Origin of the sequence: Pseudomonas sp. TWP3-2 (assembly GCF_049897765.1) — a bacterium.
Taxonomy (GTDB): domain Bacteria; phylum Pseudomonadota; class Gammaproteobacteria; order Pseudomonadales; family Pseudomonadaceae; genus Aquipseudomonas.
This window is the reverse complement of record NZ_JAFCWW010000017.1, coordinates 93691-112497: the sequence shown is the minus strand read 5'-3', so window position 1 is coordinate 112497 and position 18807 is coordinate 93691. Positions and strand designations below refer to the sequence as shown.

19 protein-coding genes are annotated in these 18807 nt (G+C 59.1%); 7 read left to right on the top strand and 12 right to left on the bottom strand.

The genetic code is table 11. The annotated features are described in order from the left end of the window. Window positions 1-209: 209 nt before the first annotated feature. On the bottom strand, window positions 210-2018 hold the full coding sequence (locus ACP7EE_RS21535) for a monovalent cation:proton antiporter-2 (CPA2) family protein (protein ID WP_420648907.1): 1809 nt from the start codon (window positions 2016-2018) through the stop codon (window positions 210-212). 189 nt (window positions 2019-2207) lie between these two features. Here ACP7EE_RS21535 and ACP7EE_RS21530 point away from each other — a divergent pair, with 189 nt between their 5' ends. The 3 genes from ACP7EE_RS21530 (at window position 2208) to ACP7EE_RS21520 (ending at window position 5865) form a co-directional block, all read left to right on the top strand. Further along, the gene (locus ACP7EE_RS21530) at window positions 2208-2516 is read left to right on the top strand and encodes an RcnB family protein (RefSeq protein ID WP_420648906.1); all 309 of its coding nucleotides are present in this window, start codon (window positions 2208-2210) and stop codon (window positions 2514-2516) included. A 192-nt stretch (window positions 2517-2708) separates the two neighbouring features. Then, window positions 2709-4208 carry a diguanylate cyclase gene (locus tag ACP7EE_RS21525; RefSeq protein ID WP_426236609.1) on the top strand — a complete coding sequence of 500 codons (1500 nt, stop codon included), beginning with the start codon at window positions 2709-2711 and terminating at the stop codon, window positions 4206-4208. A 112-nt stretch (window positions 4209-4320) separates the two neighbouring features. After that, window positions 4321-5865 (top strand): class I SAM-dependent methyltransferase, encoded by a 1545-nt coding sequence (locus ACP7EE_RS21520; protein WP_426236607.1) that lies wholly within the window; start codon window positions 4321-4323, stop codon window positions 5863-5865. Between the two features lie 176 nt (window positions 5866-6041). On the opposite strand, the gene ACP7EE_RS21515 is transcribed toward ACP7EE_RS21520, so the two are convergent. From ACP7EE_RS21515 to ACP7EE_RS21505, 3 genes are all read right to left on the bottom strand, one after another. Next, window positions 6042-6203, bottom strand: a complete 162-nt coding sequence (locus ACP7EE_RS21515) for a DUF2986 domain-containing protein (RefSeq protein ID WP_426236605.1) — start codon at window positions 6201-6203, stop codon at window positions 6042-6044. A gap of 69 nt (window positions 6204-6272) precedes the next feature. After that, window positions 6273-6584, bottom strand: a complete 312-nt coding sequence (locus tag ACP7EE_RS21510; RefSeq protein ID WP_426201543.1) for a protealysin inhibitor emfourin — start codon at window positions 6582-6584, stop codon at window positions 6273-6275. Next, entirely contained in the window at window positions 6581-7645 is a 1065-nt protein-coding gene (locus ACP7EE_RS21505) for a M4 family metallopeptidase (protein ID WP_426236603.1), read from the bottom strand. The genes ACP7EE_RS21510 and ACP7EE_RS21505 overlap by 4 nt, the downstream gene beginning before the upstream one ends. Window positions 7646-7788: 143 nt before the next feature. On the opposite strand from ACP7EE_RS21505, the gene ACP7EE_RS21500 reads away from it, so the two are divergent. Beyond that, complete coding sequence (locus ACP7EE_RS21500; protein WP_426236601.1) at window positions 7789-8127, top strand: FKBP-type peptidyl-prolyl cis-trans isomerase; 339 nt, start codon at window positions 7789-7791, stop codon at window positions 8125-8127. Between the two features lie 60 nt (window positions 8128-8187). Here ACP7EE_RS21500 and ACP7EE_RS21495 read toward each other — a convergent pair whose 3' ends face one another. The 4 genes from ACP7EE_RS21495 to ACP7EE_RS21480 all read right to left on the bottom strand — a co-directional run bounded on the left by ACP7EE_RS21495 (window position 8188) and on the right by ACP7EE_RS21480 (window position 10826). After that, the gene (locus ACP7EE_RS21495) at window positions 8188-8523 is read right to left on the bottom strand and encodes a hypothetical protein (protein WP_426236599.1); all 336 of its coding nucleotides are present in this window, start codon (window positions 8521-8523) and stop codon (window positions 8188-8190) included. An 81-nt stretch (window positions 8524-8604) separates the two neighbouring features. Continuing rightward, window positions 8605-8886 (bottom strand): hypothetical protein, encoded by a 282-nt coding sequence (locus tag ACP7EE_RS21490; RefSeq protein WP_426236597.1) that lies wholly within the window; start codon window positions 8884-8886, stop codon window positions 8605-8607. 10 nt (window positions 8887-8896) lie between these two features. Continuing rightward, a complete protein-coding gene (locus ACP7EE_RS21485) occupies window positions 8897-9268 on the bottom strand; it encodes a DUF6124 family protein (protein WP_426236595.1) in 372 nt (123 codons plus the stop codon). Window positions 9269-9725: 457 nt separating this feature from the next. Beyond that, complete coding sequence (locus tag ACP7EE_RS21480) at window positions 9726-10826, bottom strand: cytochrome P450 (RefSeq protein ID WP_426236593.1); 1101 nt, start codon at window positions 10824-10826, stop codon at window positions 9726-9728. Between the two features lie 78 nt (window positions 10827-10904). Between ACP7EE_RS21480 and ACP7EE_RS21475 the strand changes: the two genes are divergently transcribed. From ACP7EE_RS21475 to ACP7EE_RS21465, 3 genes are all read left to right on the top strand, one after another. Further along, entirely contained in the window at window positions 10905-11663 is a 759-nt protein-coding gene (locus ACP7EE_RS21475; protein ID WP_426236590.1) for an ArsR/SmtB family transcription factor, read from the top strand. A 75-nt stretch (window positions 11664-11738) separates the two neighbouring features. Continuing rightward, on the top strand, window positions 11739-12959 hold the full coding sequence (locus tag ACP7EE_RS21470; RefSeq protein WP_426201529.1) for a putative DNA modification/repair radical SAM protein: 1221 nt from the start codon (window positions 11739-11741) through the stop codon (window positions 12957-12959). After that, on the top strand, window positions 12956-13792 hold the full coding sequence (locus ACP7EE_RS21465; protein ID WP_420648893.1) for a TIGR03915 family putative DNA repair protein: 837 nt from the start codon (window positions 12956-12958) through the stop codon (window positions 13790-13792). Before ACP7EE_RS21470 ends, ACP7EE_RS21465 begins: the two co-directional genes overlap by 4 nt. Before the next feature lie 53 nt (window positions 13793-13845). On the opposite strand, the gene ACP7EE_RS21460 is transcribed toward ACP7EE_RS21465, so the two are convergent. From ACP7EE_RS21460 to ACP7EE_RS21445, 4 genes are all read right to left on the bottom strand, one after another. Then, a complete protein-coding gene (locus tag ACP7EE_RS21460; RefSeq protein WP_420648892.1) occupies window positions 13846-14865 on the bottom strand; it encodes a branched-chain amino acid aminotransferase in 1020 nt (339 codons plus the stop codon). Window positions 14866-15098: 233 nt separating this feature from the next. Next, complete coding sequence (gene lpdA, locus ACP7EE_RS21455) at window positions 15099-16472, bottom strand: dihydrolipoyl dehydrogenase (RefSeq protein ID WP_426236588.1); 1374 nt, start codon at window positions 16470-16472, stop codon at window positions 15099-15101. A gap of 3 nt (window positions 16473-16475) precedes the next feature. Then, window positions 16476-17747, bottom strand: coding sequence for a dihydrolipoamide acetyltransferase family protein (locus tag ACP7EE_RS21450; protein WP_426236586.1), 1272 nt, complete (start codon window positions 17745-17747; stop codon window positions 16476-16478). Continuing rightward, entirely contained in the window at window positions 17748-18806 is a 1059-nt protein-coding gene (locus ACP7EE_RS21445) for an alpha-ketoacid dehydrogenase subunit beta (protein WP_426236584.1), read from the bottom strand. It abuts the gene before it with no gap. Window position 18807: the final 1 nt, after the last annotated feature.

Genomic DNA, 18807 nt, shown 5'->3' with positions numbered 1-18807 from the left:
GCGCTTGGGTGAAAGGAGGAGGGGCGAAATCTCCCACGGATCTGTACTGCGTCAACAGTCAGAAGCCAGCCTAGTCCCTTCTCCTCCCTTCAAGTACTAAGCATACAAGCTAGCCTGCTGGCGATGGCGTCCGTTCAGTCACCGGTGATGGTGGCTGAACTGGCGCTATCGCCAGCAGGCTGGCTCTCACATTTGGATCTGTGCAAGGCTCAGGATCTACCGGATTGTTCTTCCAGGTGATCGGATTCAAACAATCTGGCCAATTCCGCCCGCGCTTCCTGGGCGGTTTGCAGGACTTTCGCCGCGTCGTCATACACCGCGTGTTGCGCTTCCAGCACTTGTTCGTCGTGATGCTTGAAGCGCTTGATCCGCGCATCAGCCTGCGCTTGAGTCAGGCCAAGTCCGACCAGCGTGCGCCGGCTCATTTCCAGACTCGAATAGTACGTCTCTCGCACCGCCTCAGCCCCCACATCGACCAAGCGATGCACATGCTGACGGTTACGCGCGCGGGCGATGATTTTCATGTGCGGATACAGCTTGCGCACGATCTCGGCAGTTTTGATGTTGGTGTCCGGGTCATCCGTGGCGATCACGAAATATTCCGCTTCCCCGACCTTGGCCGCATTGAGGATTTCCGGACGCATCGGGTCGCCGTAGAACACCGGCACGCCGCCAAAACTGCGCGACAGTTCGATGGTTTCCACCGAGGTATCCAGCGCCACGAACTTGATGTTCTGCGCGCGCAGGATCCGCGCCACGATCTGACCCATCCGGCCCATGCCGGCGATCACCACGCGCGGTGCATCGGTGTCGATCTGACGGAATTGTTCCGGCACTTCCACAGGTTGCACTTTCGGGCTGACCAGCCGCGCGCAGATCAACAGCAACAACGGCGTGACGGCCATCGACAGGGTGATGGTCAGCACCAGCAGGTCATATAGACGTGGTTCGAACAGGCCCTGATCGCGGCCGATCTTGAACACCACAAACGCAAACTCTCCGCCCGCCGCCAGCACAATGCCGAGACGGATCGCGCTGACCTTGTTCAACCCACCGGCCAATCGCCCGACCACGAACAACAGCGGCAATTTCAGCGCGATCAACAGCAGCGTCAGACCCAGCACGGTGATCGGTGCGCTGAGCAGCAGACTCAAATTCGCACCCATGCCGACGCTGATGAAAAACAGCCCGAGCAGCAGGCCTTTGAACGGTTCGATCTGCGCTTCCAGCTCATGCCGGTATTCCGAATCGGCCAGCAGCAGACCCGCAAGAAACGCGCCGAGCGCCATCGACACGCCGACCTGATCCATCAGCCACGCCGTGCCGATCACCACCAGCAGCGCGGTCGCTGTAGAGACTTCCGGCAAGCCGGTTTTTGCCACGATGCGGAACACCGGACGCAACAGATAACGCCCGCCGATCACCACCACGGCGATGCTGCCGAGCACGCGCAAGCCGTGGTTCAGATCCTCGGCAGCGCTGGTTGTGTGGTCGCCGCCGGCCAGCATCGGCACCAGCGCAATCAACGGGATCGCGGCGATGTCCTGGAACAGCAGAATCGCAAACGCCAAGCGGCCGTGGGGGCTGGTCAGTTCCTTGCGCTCGGCAAGGCTTTGCAGGCCGAACGCAGTCGACGACAACGCCAGACCGAGGCCGAGCACGATCGCACTGTTCAGCGACTGGCCGAAGACAAACAGCGCCAACACACCGATCACCGAGCCAGTCAGCAGCACCTGCGCCAGACCAACACCGAACACCGCTTTGCGCATCACCCACAAACGTCGTGGCGACAGCTCCAGACCGATGATGAACAACAGCAACACCACGCCCAGTTCCGAGATATGGCTGACGCTTTGCGGGTTGCCGATCAGGCCCAGCACCGACGGGCCGATGATCACCCCGGCAAACAGATAACCGAGCACCGCGCCCAATTGCAGACGTTTGGCCAGCGGCACGGTGAGCACAGCGGCGAAGAGAAATACGACGGCGGCTTGCAACAGATTGCCTTCATGGGGCATGAGCGGGACTCCAGACACTCGGTACGGCGGGGGCGACAAGGATAAAGGCTGATCCGCCGGCACACCACATACTCCTGGAGATAGGGTGCGTCTGTCGCAATACTCCACAGAAAAATCAGCCATTCACAAGGAATGTTTCCAGCGCTCCGCAGTCGGAGTTCTGGTACTTAACACTCAAGAGGTTGACCCATGAACAGCAAAACCCTTATCGCCAGCCTGGCCCTTGTCGCAGGCATCGCCGGGATCACCCCGATCGTTCAAGCGGCCGAAACCTCAAACGACACCGTTCAACATTCGCCTGCCGGCGGGCGTGAACTGAAAGCCAACGACCGCGCGCCGGACGTTTATCAGCGTGAAGACAAAGCGCTGAAAGACTGGAAAAAACGTGGCCTCAAGGCACCGGTCGAGCAATCGCAGTGGGTGCAGATCAACGACAAGTACGTGATGGTGATGATCACCAACGGGACGATTGTCGAGATTCAGCCGGTGGTGCGTTAAGCCGGTTGCAACAATTGGCCATGGATGGCTGATTGCATTCGAGCACTGTTCGGGTAAAAACGTCGCCCTGATCTGTTGCTGCAGTAGTGCACGGCCACTTATATCCTGATTCAATAGCAGGACATACGGTCGCCGTTATTGCCCGGATCCAATAGCTGAAACGGAAAATCGGACTTTCCCTAAGGTAATGACGTGAAACGTGATACCCGCCTCGTTGTGCTTTTGCTGCTGGTCATCGGCTGTTCCCTGGCCTCGCTGACTGTCTGGAAGGTGCTGGCCTCTCGCGATCGAGCGCTGGAGGAAGTCGATGTCCACGGGTTGAACCTTACCCAAGCGCTTTCCACTTACTCCGAAGGCATCGTCCGCCAAAGCTCGCTGCTGTTGCTCGGACTCGTCGAACGCCTGGAAACCGAAGGCAGTGGCCCCATGCAGATCGAGCGGCTCAGGGCGTTAGTTGACCGCCAGGAACCGCTGATGCCCCAGCTCAGTGGCATCACCATCTACGACAATCAGGGACGCTGGCTGATGTCTTCCAATCGGCCGATTCCGTCCGGGGCGAACAGCAGTGACCGTGCCTATTTCATTCATCATCGCGATGACCCATCCCGCGAAACCTTCATCGGTCCGCCCATCCAGAGCCGTTCCAATCTGGAATGGGTAATCACCGTCAGTCGCCGTTTCAATGATGTTCACGGGGAGTTTGCCGGGGTCGTGGCGGTGACTCTGGGGGTGGAAAACTTTCTGCGCCTGTTTGGCAAAATTGACGTTGGGCAGGACGGGGCCATCGGGTTGTCTTACACCGACGGTACCTTGCTGGTGCGCTATCCGTTTCGCGAGCAGGACATGGGGCGCAACTTTTCCAAGTCGCCGATTTACGCGAAATATCTGGTGGATCGATCCGTTGGTACTGCGTCGTTCACGTCCAGTCTGGATGGCGTCGAGCGACTTTACGCCTTTCGCAAGAGTGAAAAACTGCCGCTGATCACGACCGTCGCGCTCGGCAAGCGTGAAGCCCTCACGGCATGGCGGATGGAGGCCTTGCTGTCGGCAGTAGTGGTCACGGGACTGCTGGGGCTTACGGGCCTGATTGGTTGGTTTTTGATGCTGGATATCCGTCGGCGCACCGAAGTAGAGGGGCAGCTGAGGGGCGCTCAACAACAGTTGCTTTCATCTAATCGGCAATTGGAGTTATTGGCACTCAAGGATGCGCTGACAGGTTTGGCGAATCGGCGCTGCTTTGATGAGACGTTGGCCCTGGAGGCGCGACGTGCTCAGCGCGAAGGCACGTATTTGGCGCTTTTGATGATTGATATCGACTACTTCAAACTGTTCAACGATTCCCTTGGGCATGTTGCCGGGGATGCTTGCCTGCAGAAAGTCAGTCAAGCGATTGAGGAGTGCGTACGTCGACCGTCGGATCTGGTAGCGCGTTATGGCGGTGAAGAGATAGGCGTGATCATGCCCAATACGGACAGTGAGGGCGCGCAGGTTGTGGCGCAACTTATCCTCGACCGTTTGCGCCAGGAGAACATTAGCCACGACACCAGCCCATTGGGTCGCGTGAGTGTCAGCATAGGGATTGCCGCCGCCACTGGTTCGCGTCTGGACCCGGTGCAAGGTTTGATCGAAGCGGCAGATCAGGCGTTGTATAGCGCCAAGGCGCTTGGGCGCAACCAGCTTGTAACAAGCTAAAAGGGCAGAGATTTATGCATGAATAGTAAATCTCTGCCCTGTGGCACTTGTGGTTGGTAATCCCAACCCCTTATAAGAGCAACCTTTCACTCGCCCTATGAAGGATGCACGTATGAGCAACGCCTGGAATGAAGGTTATTTCACCGATGAGGGCTACACCTACGGGTATAGCCGGGAAATCAACCCGGTTTTTCAGCGTTATTGCTTGTTGCTGCGTGGTTTTGCCAGTCTGGAGAGTACGGATGGCTATCACTGCGAACTGGGTTTTGGCCAAGGTGTTTCGATCAACATCCATGCCGCAGCCAATCCGGGCTCCTATGTAGGCACCGACTTCCATCCTGGCCAGGCCGCCCACGCAAGTGCATTGGCAACTGCCTGCAACAGTAATGCACGGCTGTATGACGACAGTTTCGAGCAGTTGCTGGCGCGCAATGATTTGCCGCAATTCGATAGCATCAGTCTGCATGGCATCTGGAGTTGGGTCAGCCGTGACAACCAGAAGCTGATTGTCGAATTCGCCCGGCGTCACCTCAAGCCAGGAGGGTTACTGTACGTCAGTTACAACTGCTTCCCGGGCTGGTCGCCTTCGGCTCCATTGCGCCAGCTGTTCAGCCTGCACGATCGCTTTGCCAGTCAGGCCTCGGCGCGCCCGGATCAGCGTATCGATGCAGCGCTGCAATTTTCCGAAGCGCTGCTGGCGGCCAATCCGAAGTACGCCCACTCAGCGCCGAGCCTTGGTGCCAAGTTGGAGAACATCAAGGGCCAGAATCGCCAGTACGTCGCCCATGAGTACTTCAACCGCAGCTGGGACTGCATCTATTTCACCGACATGGTGGATGCCCTCGCTGGGGCCAAACTCGACTACGCCACGACTGCCGTGCCGCTGGATTCGGTAGCCCCGCTCAACTTGAGCGCAGAAGGTATGGATTTTCTCGAGGGCATCGAGCACCCGATCATGCGCGAGCAGGCGCGGGATTACTTCGTCAATCAGAATTTCCGCCGAGATCTGTACGTGCGCGGCGCCACCCGACTGTCTGCCCCGGAGCATCGCGAGAGCATGCTCAACACCCGGTTTGTGCTGCTGCAAGTAGTTGCAAACGTGCCGGGTTCGGTCACCGGTCCTGCAGGCGAAGCTTCGTTGCAGGAAGAGATCTACGGCCCTGTACTGGAAGCGCTGGCGGCCAAAGCCTACGCACCGAAAACCCTGCGTCAGTTGTTGGGGGCGCTGCCTTCGATGGCTTATGACGACCTCGAACAGGCCATCAACGTGTTGATCGGTATGGGCGCTGCCGCCCCGTGCCAGAGCGAAGCGGCCGAGAAACTGGTGCAGGACCAGTGCAACACCCTCAATTTGCAACTGTGCAGACGCTCGCTGTTCAACAACAACATCCAGGTATTAGCCAGCCCGGTCACGGGCGGCGGCGTGCCGGTCAGCCGCTTCCAGCAACTGTTCCTGATATCCATCAAACAAGGCAAAAAGCTGCCAGGCGAATGGGCGCAGTTGGCTTGGGGCATTATCGGCAACCAGGGCACAGTGATCCTCAAGGACAACCAGCCGCTGAGCACGGCCGAAGAAAACATCGCCGAACTGACCGAACAGGCGCGAGTGTTTGCCGAGACGTCGTTGATCATTCTGAAGGCGTTGAAAATCGCGTAAGAGGTTGTCTGGTCCTGAAATAAAAAAAGGGGGACAAAAAAAGCAAAAAAAGGGGGACAGATTTATTTTATAAATAAATCTGTCCCCCTTTGGTTATCAGTTCTCGGAAGAAACGACTGTTTCTGAAAAAAGGGGGACAGATTTATTTTATGAATAAATCTGTCCCCCTTTGGTTATCAGCTCTCGGAAGAAACGACTGTTTCTTGACCGCCTTCAGCCTCTAGCTTCGCCCGATCAGCTTTGCTGATGTACTTGTCTTTGCTCTTTGGCGCGAGTTTCGCGCTGGCCTTTTTGGCGTTGGCTTTGAGGATCTGGTTCAATTTCTTGCGACGGTTCATGCGTTTTACTCAGCTTGTAAATTCTCGAATGGCGCCAGTTTAAACGTTAACCGGATCTCGTGGCGCGTCCTACAGCAACTGGCCTTTGTCCCACAGGTGCACCAGTTCCCCCGGCGCCTGATCTTCCGGGACTTTCAGGGTCATTTCGCCCGTGCCATAGCGCACTTCGATCTGATAAAAGCGCTGATCGCCACGGCCGGACTCGCTGCTGTCGAGCGTCAAGCAACCCTCCAGCACCGAGCAGATGCGCGTGCGCTGGGTGATATCGCACTGCGCGAACTCGATTTCCCGAGGTCGGGTCAGGCTGTGAATCGCCGCCATGCCGCCCTGACGCGACACGCGCACTACCGAATCGTCGCCCAGTTCGGGCAGGGTTTTCATACGGCCTCCTCGGATAATTCGATGCCGACCTGCGCCCAGCTCTGACGGACTGCCGCGACCTCTCTGGCGCTGAAGCGCCTGGCGGCGTGTGCGACGGTGAGTTGGGCGAACGCCTCGAACGTGGCGTCGCGGCTCAAGCGCTTGTCGCAGAGTGTGTCGTACCAGATACGCCCGGCCTTTTCCCAGGCGAAACCGCCCATGGCCCTGGCCGTGAGATAGAACGCGCGGTTGGGAATCCCGGAGTTGATGTGCACGCCGCCGTTGTCTTCGGTGGTGATGACGAATTTGCGCATGTGATCCGGTTGCGGGTCTTTGCCGAGTAACGGATCGTCGTACGCAGTGCCGGGGTGGGACATCGAGCGCAGGCCTTTGCCTTTGATCTTCGGTGTGAGCAGGTCAGCGCCGATCAGCCAGTCGGCTTGTTCGACGGTATGGCTGAGCGCGTACTGTTTGGTCAGCACGCCGAACACATCCGAGAGCGATTCGTTCAGTGCGCCGGATTGGTTGGCATAGATCAAACCGGCTTCGCTTTCGGTCACGCCATGCGCCAGTTCGTGGGCGATCACGTCCAGCGATCGGGTGAAGCGCTGAAAGATTTCGCCATCACCATCGCCGAAGACCATTTGTGCGCCGTTCCAGAATGCATTTTCGTAACCCTGGCCGTAATGCACGCTGCCGATCAAGGCAAAACCCTGATTGTCGATCGAGTCGCGGCCGAGCACCTTCCAGAAGAAATCATAGCTGGCGCCCAACGCGTCATAGGCTTCGTCGACCGCTGGATCGCCCGAGGCCGGTTGGCCCTCGGCGCGCACCTGCACGCCCGGTAACAACATTTTGTTTTGCGCATCATGCACGCTGCGCTGGGCCAGGCCGGGTTTGCCGTGTTGCTGCAGAACTGCCCGCTCCGGGAAACGCGACGTCGGGCCGGGATTGGGCAGCAGGCTGCGGACATGATTAAGGGTGACCATCGCCGCTGCACGTTGCGGCTCCGAACCGTGTGCAATGATTCGGTTGAGGATGTAGGGCGGGATGAAGCTGCGCAGCAATCTGGAGTCGGTCATCAGAGCTTCCCTGGCTTAAAACGATGTCGATAAGCATGTGAGCAGCGGCGAGAGTTTCCGTTCCGTGGATTGCCATCGGCGGCGGTTTCTGCGAAAAAGTCCGCCCGCGTCCCGACCGGGCCAAATGAATCGAGTAAACAACCATGACAGACGAACTGCAAATCATCGACCTGCAAATCGGCGAGGGCAAAGCCGCCGTCAAAGGTGCGCTGATTACCACCCAATACACCGGATGGTTGGAGGACGGCACCGAGTTTGATTCTTCGTGGAGTCGCGGCAAGCCATTCCAGTGCGTGATCGGGACGGGGCGGGTTATTAAAGGCTGGGATCAGGGGATTATGGGGATGCAGGTCGGTGGCACGCGCAAACTGCGGGTGCCGGCGCATTTGGGCTATGGCGAGCGGACAATGGGCAAGATTCCGCCGAATTCGGATTTGGTGTTTGAGATTGAGTTGTTGGAGGTTTTGACGCGGGAGGATTGAGGAAGGTGGTGATGAGAGGTCAGGCTGCTCATCACCATTCCTAATCGGGCGCTCACTTGGTCAGGTAAAAGCGTGAATATCGTCGAGCGTGTCTTCAACAACTCCTGCCAAGGCTGAGAAAGTTGTTTTGACGGTTTCGAGCGCAGGGATGACCGATTCTTTATCTACCTCGCCGTGCCTGCGCGCTATGTGCCCGAGCGCGGTCACGGCTGCTGCCACAACCAATTCGCTTTCGGCTTCGAGGTGTTTCAGGCACGTGTTCTGCGCCCAGATTCTGTCGGATTCGTTTAAGCCAATTGAAATTAATGCGGCGGCAGTTTCCGCATCCGAGCCACTGGCCAAGAGCCTCAGTGCTCGATCATGGGTCATCGTTGGGTCTTGATAGATCAGGCTCACTTTTAAACTCCCGCGAAAACAAATCACCCGCTGCATTCGTAAATGAACGCATCGGGTGTTTTTATCTGCTCTGCTGGTTAATCAGGCAACCATCGCCAAATTACCCAACACCGCAGCCACCGTTCCAGTCAGCCCCGGAAACCTGCGTTTAACTCTATCCAGCGCTGGCAATACGCGCTCCCGATCCAGTTCACCTCGATTCCGGGCAATTTCGCCGAGGGCGGTGACGGCGGAGGCGACGATGGATTCTCGTTCGCTGTCGACGAGGATCAGGCAGGCCTTCTGCGCCCATTGGCTATCTCGATCATTGAGGCCGATGGAGATCAGCGCGGCGACGACGTGTGCGTCGGTTTTTATTGTCACGGTGATGTCCTCAGTTTGATGGGTCGATGTTGTCGAGGGCGCGGTTGACGGCGAGTTCGCCGCCCATGACCACCTGGGCAATGCCCAGCACGGTGTTGCGGTAGGGTGCGTCGAGCAGGGCGGCGAAGTCGCTGAGCATGACGCTGGCCGAGGCCATGGATTCGCAGGCGTGGGCGAGGAGGGTTTCTTGATCGGTTTCGGGGGCGATCAGGAACATGGTGCTGGGTCTGCGCCGTTTCGGGGCTTGGGGTTTCAGGTAGTGGTCGAGTGCGCGTTCGGCGGCGTCGTGGAGTTTGCTTGAATCGAGGGTGGAGTAGGGCGAGGCTGGATCGGCTTCGGTTGGGGTATCCGCTTCAGGCGGATTTGGTGTCGGTTTGATCATGAGCTTAGAACCTTTAATTGAGGCCGGCACCGTCATTGCGACTAAACAAATATGGGTGGCAGCTATGCGCAGGTTAGTCGACCGGTGGTTCTAAGCATTCCCGGCGCGCCCGAAGACGCCCTGCGCACGGCTACCATTGAGCGCAGGCGAGTGAACACCTGATCAAAGGAGCTGCATGCAACTTAAAACCTACCGAGCGACTAAACCCGTTCACTGACCATTCAGTGATGCGATTCAAGTTACCGGCAGGCTCCAAGCCGCACAATCGGCGGATTCTGGCGTAGTTGTAGGCAAAGGCGCAAGGCGATGTAGCCTGCCGGATGATGCTGAAATGATGCTGCGTTTTTCCGGGCCTCATCGCGGGCAAGCCCGCTCCCACAGGATTCGGTGCTGTTCCCACATTCCAGGTACGACGCAAAATACTGTGGGAGCCGGGCTTGCCCGCGATAGCGGACTGTCAGGCGCCCAAGACGCTGAACAGCGGAATCCGGCCATTGAGCGAAGGGCGGTACTGCCAGCTCAGACGATCTAGATCAATGCGCTGCGCGAGGATCTGACCAAGCGTGGCGCTGGCGATGGCCATCGCCAGCATCTGCCCGGGACATTGATGCCGCCCGCTGCCGAAACTGAAACTGCGACGGTTCGGCCGATCCAGCAGAAACTCGTCGGGATGTTGATTGATCGCCGGATCACGATTGGCCGAGGCCAGCAGCACCAGAATCACATCACCTGCTTCGAGCCGAACGCCATCAATCTCGCAACTTGCCGCGACAAAACGCCGGGTGTTCTGCACCGACGGATCGAAGCGTTGCACTTCGGCCAACAGCTCATCCGGCGCTGCGCTGCGCAATCTCGGTTCGCGATGCAGGGCGAGCAAGGCATTGCCGATCAACCCGGCGCTGGCTTCGAACGTCTGCGAACACAGGCCAATCAGGTTGGCGATCAGCGCGTCCTCATCCCCGGAGAATCGCTGCTGAGTATTCGCAACGAACACATTCGGCTCGGCCAACAACTCAACGAAATACCCGCGCAATTGCTCCGCCGCGCGGTGCGCCGCGTCCAATTGCAGATCGTTGCTCAATGGCGACAGACACGCGACGAAATCCGCCGTCAGTTCACTGATCAGCCGAGCCTGCGTCGGGTTGAAACCGAGCAGCGCCGCAACCACGCACACCGGGCCGCGAAACATCGCCTTATATAAGCCGTCAGCGTCGGGCGTGATCAGCCGCGCGGCAACCAGTGCCTTGATCGCATCCATATCAACCAAGTCCAATTGCGGCTCGATCGCCGAACGTGGGCAACGCTGGCGCGCGCCGTCATTCATGCGCATCAATTGGCCGAAGACTTCACCGGCCGGTCCGCCAGCGATGGTTTTGGGTACTGGTTCTTGTGTAGGACGCACGTGGCAATCGGCGTGAGCCAACACCGCGCAAACCGCGCGCGCACTGCTGGCGACCCACAGCGTCAGTCCATGATGAAAGGTCAAACCGCCCTTGACGCGCAGCTCGGCGTAATAAGGGTAGGGATCGGCATGAGTCGCAGCGATGATCGGATCCATTGTTCGCAGCCTTGTCGGTGGGAAAGTGTTGCTACTATCTCCAGTCCGTCAGGGCCTTGATTCGTTCGGGAGCGAAGTATGTATGCACAACAGCACGACATCGGCGTCTCGCAGGTGGCCGCCGCCATCGCCGAGCCGGCGCGCACCAAAATTCTTTGCTCGTTGATGGACGGCCACGCGCGCACCAGTACGGAGCTGGCCGCCATCGCCGAAGTCAGCGCTTCGACCGCCAGCGCGCACTTGGCCAAACTTAAAGAGCTGGAGTTGGTGCGCTTGCACGTGCAGGGTCGGCATCGTTATTACAGCCTCGCCGACCAGCGCGTGGCCCGGGCATTGGAGGCGCTGATGGTGATCGGCCACAACCCTGCGCCGACTTTCAAGCCGCATACGCCGGATCGGCTGCAATTCGCCCGTACTTGCTACGACCACATGGCGGGGACGCTGGCGGTGTTGCTGCATGACCGCTTGCTGGCGGCGGGATGGCTGGTGGAGACCGATGAGCGGGCGTATCGCTTGAGCGAGAGCGGTGGGGCGCTGTTTGAGGGGCTGGGGATTGAGGTTGCGGACTTGTCGACGATGCGGCGCAGGTTTGCTTGCCCGTGTCTTGATTGGAGCATGCGCCGGCCGCATTTGGGCGGGTCTCTGGGGGCCGCGTTATTGCAAGTCGCGTTGAAGCGTAAGTGGGTGGTGCAGGATCTGGACAGTCGGGCGTTGGCTTTAACGGCGGTGGGGCGCAAGGAGTTGGTTTTGCGGTTTGGGGTTGAGGTAGCGGATGAAGGCAAGATCAAAAGATCGCAGCCTTCGGCAGCTCCTACGGGGGATTTGCGATCTAACTGACGAAGGGTCGTTTTGCATCTTGTCGAATTTGACTCGGCTCTATACTGTATATGCGAACAGTATAGAGTCAGTGCCATGCAAATCATCGACAAGCTCAGCATCCTCGCCGACGCCGCCAAGTACGACGCCTCCTGCGCCAGCAGTGGCGCGCCCAAACGCAGCTCGGAAGGCAAAAGCGGCTTGGGTTCGACCGATGGCATGGGCATTTGCCACAGCTATACGCCGGACGGTCGTTGCGTTTCGCTGCTGAAAATTCTCCTGACCAATTTTTGTCTTTACGACTGCCAATACTGCGTCAACCGCCGCTCAAGTGACGTGCCACGCGCACGCTTCACGCCGGAGGAAGTGGTGGCGCTGACCATGGATTTCTACAAGCGCAATTGCGTCAGCGGGTTGTTCCTCAGCTCCGGGATCATTCGCTCGGCCGACTACACCATGGAGCAGCTCAACCGCGTGGCCAGGTTGCTGCGCGAGGAACACGAATTCCGCGGCTATATTCACCTCAAGACCATTCCTGAGGCCGACCCGGCATTGATCGCTGAGGCCGGCCGCTATGCTGATCGACTCAGCGTCAACATCGAATTGCCTACCGACGCCAGCCTGCAAGTCCTCGCGCCAGAGAAGGACATCGGGTCGATCAAGCAAGCGATGAGCACCATCTATACCGGCGTGCAGACTGTATTGAATGAACCACGCTCGGCGAAGTTCGCCCCGGCCGGGCAGAGCACGCAGATGATCGTCGGCGCCGATGACACCGACGACAGCACCATCCTGCACAGTGCGCAGGCTTTGTACGGCAACTTCCGCCTGCGCCGGGTCTATTATTCGGCGTTCAGCCCAATCCCCAACAGCCCGAAAAGCGTGCCACTCGCGGCGCCGCCGCTGATGCGCGAACACCGTTTATATCAGGCCGATTTCTTGTTGCGCAGTTACGGCTACAGCGCTGGCGAATTGTTCAAAGGGCCGGGGCATCTGGCGCTGGATATCGATCCGAAACTGGCGTGGGCGCTGCAGAATCGCGAAGTGTTTCCGCTGGACTTGAACCGCGCCGAAGCCTCGTTGATCTCGCGCATCCCCGGCATCGGCCTGCGCACCACCGAGCGGCTGGTGGAGCTGCGCCGGCAGCGGCGGATTCGCTATGAAGATCTGACTCGCATGCGCTGTGTGCTGTCGAAAGCGAAGCCGTTCATCATCACCAGCGATTACCACCCGCAGCAGGCCGAAGTCACCAGCCAGATGCTTTATCAGCAGCTGCGCGACCGGCCGATGCCGCAACAGATGGGGTTGTGGGGATGATCAATCTCGATTGTGACGACCTGTTCGAGACTTGGCGCCAGCAGGCGCGTTGGCTGCTCAGCCATGAAGTCGACCCGAGTCTGGTGGGCTGGGCCACCGAAGGGGTCAGCGATCTGTTTGCCAACGATCATCACGTGCCCGAAGGGCAGGGGCCGTTTCAGGCGCGGATCCCGCGCGCACTGCTCGACACCCTCGAGCGTGCCGCTCGTTACCGTGGCGATCAGCGCTGGAGTCTGTTGTATGAGGTGCTGTGGCGCGTCAGCCATGGTGACCGCACGGCGATGATGGCCGGCGACAAACTCGGCAGCGAATTGCAGCGGCGGATCAAGCAGGTGCAACGCGAAGCCCATCATTTGCATGCGTTCGTGCGATTCATCGAGCGGCCGCCAGGCAGTGCGGGTCCGGAGTACGTGGCCTGGCATGAACCGGCCCACGACATTTTGCATAAGGCCAGCGAGCATTTCATTGCGCGCATGGGGCGTCATCGCTGGTTGATCGCTACGCCGCGTGATGGGGTTTATTACGATGGTGAGCAACTGGTGCATCAACGCGAGTGTCCGGTGGAGTGGCAGCAATTGGCACAGAACGTCGAGGATCCGCATGGGGAGCTTTGGCTGACGTACTACAGCCATATCTTCAATCCGGCGCGGTTGAACCCGAAAGTGATGCAGGGGCATTTGCCGGTGCGCTTCTGGAAAAATCTGCCGGAGGGGGAATTGATTCCGGGGTTGATTACGCAGGCGCGGATGGGCAAGCAACAGAATGGGCAGGCGAGTGGGATTGCCGGACGTTCCGGTAAGCGGATCGCCATGAAAGGCAGCGAGCGAAGCTAATAAAAAGCCCCCACCGGTTTTCCGGTGGGGGCTTTTGTACATCTGGTGTCAGATCAAACCTTAACAATCCAGCCCGCCGGCGCTTCAATATCGCCAGTCTGCACACCCGTCAGCTCTTTATAGAGCTTCTGGGTAACCGGACCCACTTCGGTCTCGCTATGGAACACATGCAGGTGATCGTTGTAGCTGATCCCGCCAATCGGCGTAATCACCGCAGCGGTACCGCAAGCACCGGCTTCTTTGAAGTCCGACAACTTGTCGATCAGCACATCACCTTCAACCACTTCCATGCCCAGACGGGACTTGGCCAGTTCGATCAGCGACAGACGGGTGATACCCGGCAGTACCGACGGCGAGTTCGGGGTGACGAACTTGTTATCGTGGGTGATCCCGAAGAAGTTGGCCGAACCTACTTCTTCAATTTTGGTGTGAGTCATCGGGTCCAGGTAGATGGCGTCGGCGAAGTTGGCTTTTTTCGCTTTCGAGCCTGGCATCAGGCTGGCGGCGTAGTTGCCACCGACCTTGGCTGCGCCGGTGCCTTGTGGGGCCGCGCGGTCGTAGCTGGAGATCTGGAAGTTGTGCGGGGTCAGGCCGCCCTTGAAGTAGGCGCCGACCGGGATGCAGAAGATCGAGAAGATGAACTCCGGTGCAGTGCGCACGCCGATGTTGTCACCCACGCCGATCACGAACGGACGCAGGTACAGCGCGCCGCCGGTGCCGTAAGGCGGAATGAAGCGCTCGTTGGCGCGAACCACGGCTTTACAGGCTTCGATGAACTGCTCGGTTTCGACGAACGGCATCAGCAGACGCGCGCAGCTGCGTTGCATGCGCAGGGCGTTCTGGTCCGGGCGGAACAGGTTGATCGAGCCGTCCTTGCAACGATAGGCCTTCATACCTTCGAAGCACTGCTGGCCATAGTGAAGGGCAGTCGAGCCTTCGCTGATGTGCAGCACGTTATCTTCGGTCAGGGTGCCTTTGTCCCACTCGCCATTGCGAAAGTACGACAGAAAACGTTTGTCGGTCTTGATGTAGTCAAAACCCAGCTTGTCCCAATTGATGCTCTCGTTACCCATGACACCCTCTATCACTGAACAACCGCCGGAACGGTTCAAGGCTTCTGACGTTTTTTTGGATGGGCACAACAATACTTCATTCTTGAGCGCTTGTGGCGAGGGAGCTTGCTCCCGCTCCAGTGCGAAGCACTGGCAAAACCGGTAACGCAGTGCACCGGATATTCGGTTTTGGCCGATTTGGGGCTGCTGCGCAGCCCAGCGGGAGCAAGCTCCCTCGCCACAGGGGTTGGCGTTTACAGATGTAAAGCGTGCCCCAAAGCACGCAACGCCGCTTCCTGCACCGCTTCACCCAAAGTCGGATGGGCGTGAATGGTGCCGCCGATGTCTTCCAGTCGCGCGCCCATTTCCAGGCTCTGCGCGAACGCTGTCGACAATTCAGACACGCCAACCCCGACCGCTTGCCAGCCGACAATCACATGATTGTCCCGACGAGCGACCACCCGCACGAAACCGGTTTTCGATTCCAGCGTCATCGCTCGACCATTGGCGGCGAACGGGAAGCTCGAGACGATGCAATCCAGTCCGGCAGCCGCAGCTTCGTCCGGCGTTTTGCCGACCACCACCAGTTCCGGATCGGTGAAGCACACCGCAGCAATAGCCGTCGGATTGAATTCGCGGGTTTTGCCGCTGATCAGTTCGGCGACCATCTCGCCCTGAGCCATGGCGCGGTGAGCGAGCATTGGCTCGCCGCTCAAGTCGCCGATGGCATAGACGTTGCGCATGCTGGTCTGGCAACGGCTGTCGATCTTGATCGCCGAGCCGTTCATGTCCAGATTCAATGCTTCGAGGTTGAAGCCTTGAGTATTGGGCCTGCGACCCACGGCAACCAGCACCTGATCCGCTTCCAGATTGAGCGTGTCGCCGTTTGGATCGCGCACTTGCAAGCTGCCGTCGAAACCTTCAACGCTGTGCTTGAGGTACAGCTTCACGCCAAGGTGCTTGAGCGCTTCGTGCACCGGTTGGGTCAGTTCGGCATCGTAAGCCGGCAAAATCCGCTCCTGCGCCTCGACAACGCTGACTTCGGCGCCGAGTTTGCGATAAGCGATGCCCAGTTCCAGACCGATGTAACCACCGCCGACCACGATCAGGCGTTTTGGCACAGAAGTAGGTGCCAGCGCTTCGGTGGAGGAGATGATCGGACCGCCAATCGGCAGCATTGGCAAGTTGACGCTTTTCGATCCGGTCGCCAGCACCAGATGCTCGCACTGGATGCGCGTGTCGCCAACCTCAACAGTCTTGCCGTCGATAACCTTGGCCCAGCCATTGATGACTTGAACCTTGTGCTTTTTCAGCAACGCGGCGACGCCGGTGGTGAGGCGATCAACGATGCCGTCCTTCCACTCGACGCTTTTATTGATGTCGAGGGTTGGCGCCGAGACGCTGATACCCAGCGCCGAATGCTGGCTGTGATGCTGCGTCTGATGAAACTGTTCAGCCACATGGATCAGCGCTTTGGACGGAATGCAGCCGATGTTCAGGCAGGTGCCGCCCAACGACTGGCCTTCAACCAGAATGGTCGGAATGCCCAATTGTCCGGCACGAATCGCTGTCACGTAACCGCCAGGCCCGCCGCCGATGATCAGCAGCGTGGTGTTCAAAGTTTGCATGCGTTACTCCACAAACAAAGTGGCAGGTTGTTCGAGCAGGCCGCGAATGGCCTGGATGAAGAGCGCTGCGTCCATGCCGTCGACCACGCGGTGGTCGAAGGAACTGGAGAGGTTCATCATCTTGCGAATCACCACCTGACCTTTGACGACCATTGGTCGCTCGACGATTTTGTTCACGCCGACAATCGCCACTTCCGGCAGGTTCAGCACCGGTGTGCTGACAATTCCACCCAATGCGCCGAGGCTGGTCAGGGTGATGGTCGAGCCCGACAGTTCGTCGCGGCTGGCCTTGCCATTGCGCGCGGCGCTGGCCAGACGCGAGATTTCAGCAGCGCTGTCCCACAAGCTGCGCGCCTCGGCGTGACGCACCACCGGCACCATCAGGCCGATATCGCTTTGCGTGGCGACGCCGACATGCACTGCGCCGAGGCGCGTGATCACCTGGGCTTCATCGTCGTAACGCGCGTTGATTTGCGGGAAGTCACGCAGGGCAACCACCAGCGCTCGCACCAGGAATGGCAACAAGGTCAACTTGCCACGGCTGGCGCCGTGTTTCTCGTTGAGGTGCGCGCGCAGCTCCTCAATCGCGGTGACGTCGATTTCTTCGACGTAACTGAAGTGAGCGGCGCGTTGGGTGGCGTCCTGCATGCGCTGGGCAATCTTGCGGCGCATACCGATCACCTGAATCTGCTCTTCATCGTTACGCTGGGCGTAAGCGGCAGATGCAGGCGCGGAGGCGTTGGACTGACCTTGCGCCAAATAGGCTTCGAGGTCGTCATGCAGCACGCGACCGGCCGGGCCACTGCCGCGCACAAGGCGCAATTGAATGCCAAGATCCAGCGCGTGTTTACGCACGGCGGGTGAGGCCAGTGGACGCTCATTCGCTTCGCGGGCAACCATCGGGCCTTGGCATACAGCAGCCGAACGCGGCGCGGCGGCTGGTTTGCTTTCAACGACGGCTTCAACTTTAGAAGCTGCCAGTGGCGCGGGAGCCGCAGTTGCCGGCGCGGCAGACTCTTTAAAATTGCCCGCGCCTTCAACTTCAATGCTGATCAGAATACTGCCAACCGCCATCACCTCACCTGGCTGACCGCCAAGCGCAATGACTTTGCCATGTACCGGCGACGGAATATCGACCATCGCCTTGTCGGTCATCACGTCCGCCAACACCTGATCTTCAACCACCAGGTCGCCGACCTTGACGTGCCACTGTGACAGTTCAACTTCTGCGATGCCTTCGCCAATGTCCGGCATCTTGATTACGTGCGTGCCCATTCAGACCTCCATGACCCGTTTCAGCGCCGCACCCACTCGGGACGGCCCAGGGAAATACGCCCACTCTTGCGCGTGCGGGTAGGGGGTGTCCCATCCGGTGACGCGTTCGATTGGCGCTTCCAGGTGATGGAAGCAATGCTCTTGCACCAGCGACACCAGTTCGGCGCCGAAACCGCAGGTGCGGGTGGCTTCGTGAACAACTACGCAGCGGCCGGTTTTCTTCACCGAGTTGACGATGGTTTCCAGGTCCAGCGGCCACAGGCTGCGCAGGTCGATGACTTCGGCATCGACGCCGCTTTCTTCAGCAGCCACTTGCGACACATATACGGTGGTGCCGTAGGTCAGCACGGTGACATCTTTGCCCGGACGAGTGATCGCGGCGACGTCCAGCGGCACGGTGTAGTAACCGTCCGGAACTTGCGCGGCAGGGTGTTTCGACCAAGGGGTTACCGGGCGGTCGTGGTGGCCGTCGAACGGCCCGTTGTACAGGCGTTTCGGCTCGAGGAAGATTACCGGGTCATCATTTTCGATGGAGGCGATCAGCAACCCTTTGGCGTCGTATGGGTTGGATGGCATGACAGTGCGCAGACCGCAGACCTGAGTGAACATCGCCTCGATGCTCTGGCTGTGGGTCTGGCCGCCGTAGATGCCGCCGCCGCAAGGCATGCGCAGGGTCATCGGCGCGGTGAACTCACCCGCCGAGCGATAACGCAGACGCGCTGCTTCGGAAATGATCTGGTCGGAAGCCGGGTAGACATAGTCGGCGAACTGGATTTCTGCTACCGGGCGCAGGCCATAAGCGCCCATCCCGACTGCCACACCGACGATGCCGCTTTCGGAGATCGGTGCGTCGAACACCCGCGAAGAACCGTACTTGATCTGCAGGCCTTCGGTGCAACGGAATACGCCGCCGAAGTAGCCGACGTCCTGGCCAAACACCACGACGTTGTCGTCGCGTTCAAGCATCACGTCCATGGCCGAGCGCAGGGCCTGGATCATGGTCATGGTGGTCGTGGTCATGGCGGTTTCCAGCTGAATATTGTTGTTGTGATCGTTCATC

Excerpts from the sequence above, each read along its gene's own strand:
- ACP7EE_RS21535 (WP_420648907.1), bottom strand. The coding sequence starts at position 2,018 with ATGCCCCATGAAGGCAATCTGTTGCAAGCCGCCGTCGTATTTCTCTTC.
- ACP7EE_RS21530 (WP_420648906.1), top strand. The coding sequence starts at position 2,208 with ATGAACAGCAAAACCCTTATCGCCAGCCTGGCCCTTGTCGCAGGCATC.
- ACP7EE_RS21520 (WP_426236607.1), top strand. The coding sequence starts at position 4,321 with ATGAGCAACGCCTGGAATGAAGGTTATTTCACCGATGAGGGCTACACC.
- ACP7EE_RS21515 (WP_426236605.1), bottom strand. The coding sequence starts at position 6,203 with ATGAACCGTCGCAAGAAATTGAACCAGATCCTCAAAGCCAACGCCAAA.
- ACP7EE_RS21510 (WP_426201543.1), bottom strand. The coding sequence starts at position 6,584 with ATGAAAACCCTGCCCGAACTGGGCGACGATTCGGTAGTGCGCGTGTCG.
- ACP7EE_RS21505 (WP_426236603.1), bottom strand. The coding sequence starts at position 7,645 with ATGACCGACTCCAGATTGCTGCGCAGCTTCATCCCGCCCTACATCCTC.
- ACP7EE_RS21500 (WP_426236601.1), top strand. The coding sequence starts at position 7,789 with ATGACAGACGAACTGCAAATCATCGACCTGCAAATCGGCGAGGGCAAA.
- ACP7EE_RS21485 (WP_426236595.1), bottom strand. The coding sequence starts at position 9,268 with ATGATCAAACCGACACCAAATCCGCCTGAAGCGGATACCCCAACCGAA.
- ACP7EE_RS21480 (WP_426236593.1), bottom strand. The coding sequence starts at position 10,826 with ATGGATCCGATCATCGCTGCGACTCATGCCGATCCCTACCCTTATTAC.
- ACP7EE_RS21475 (WP_426236590.1), top strand. The coding sequence starts at position 10,905 with ATGTATGCACAACAGCACGACATCGGCGTCTCGCAGGTGGCCGCCGCC.
- ACP7EE_RS21470 (WP_426201529.1), top strand. The coding sequence starts at position 11,739 with ATGCAAATCATCGACAAGCTCAGCATCCTCGCCGACGCCGCCAAGTAC.
- ACP7EE_RS21465 (WP_420648893.1), top strand. The coding sequence starts at position 12,956 with ATGATCAATCTCGATTGTGACGACCTGTTCGAGACTTGGCGCCAGCAG.
- ACP7EE_RS21460 (WP_420648892.1), bottom strand. The coding sequence starts at position 14,865 with ATGGGTAACGAGAGCATCAATTGGGACAAGCTGGGTTTTGACTACATC.
- lpdA (WP_426236588.1), bottom strand. The coding sequence starts at position 16,472 with ATGCAAACTTTGAACACCACGCTGCTGATCATCGGCGGCGGGCCTGGC.
- ACP7EE_RS21450 (WP_426236586.1), bottom strand. The coding sequence starts at position 17,747 with ATGGGCACGCACGTAATCAAGATGCCGGACATTGGCGAAGGCATCGCA.
- ACP7EE_RS21445 (WP_426236584.1), bottom strand. The coding sequence starts at position 18,806 with ATGAACGATCACAACAACAATATTCAGCTGGAAACCGCCATGACCACG.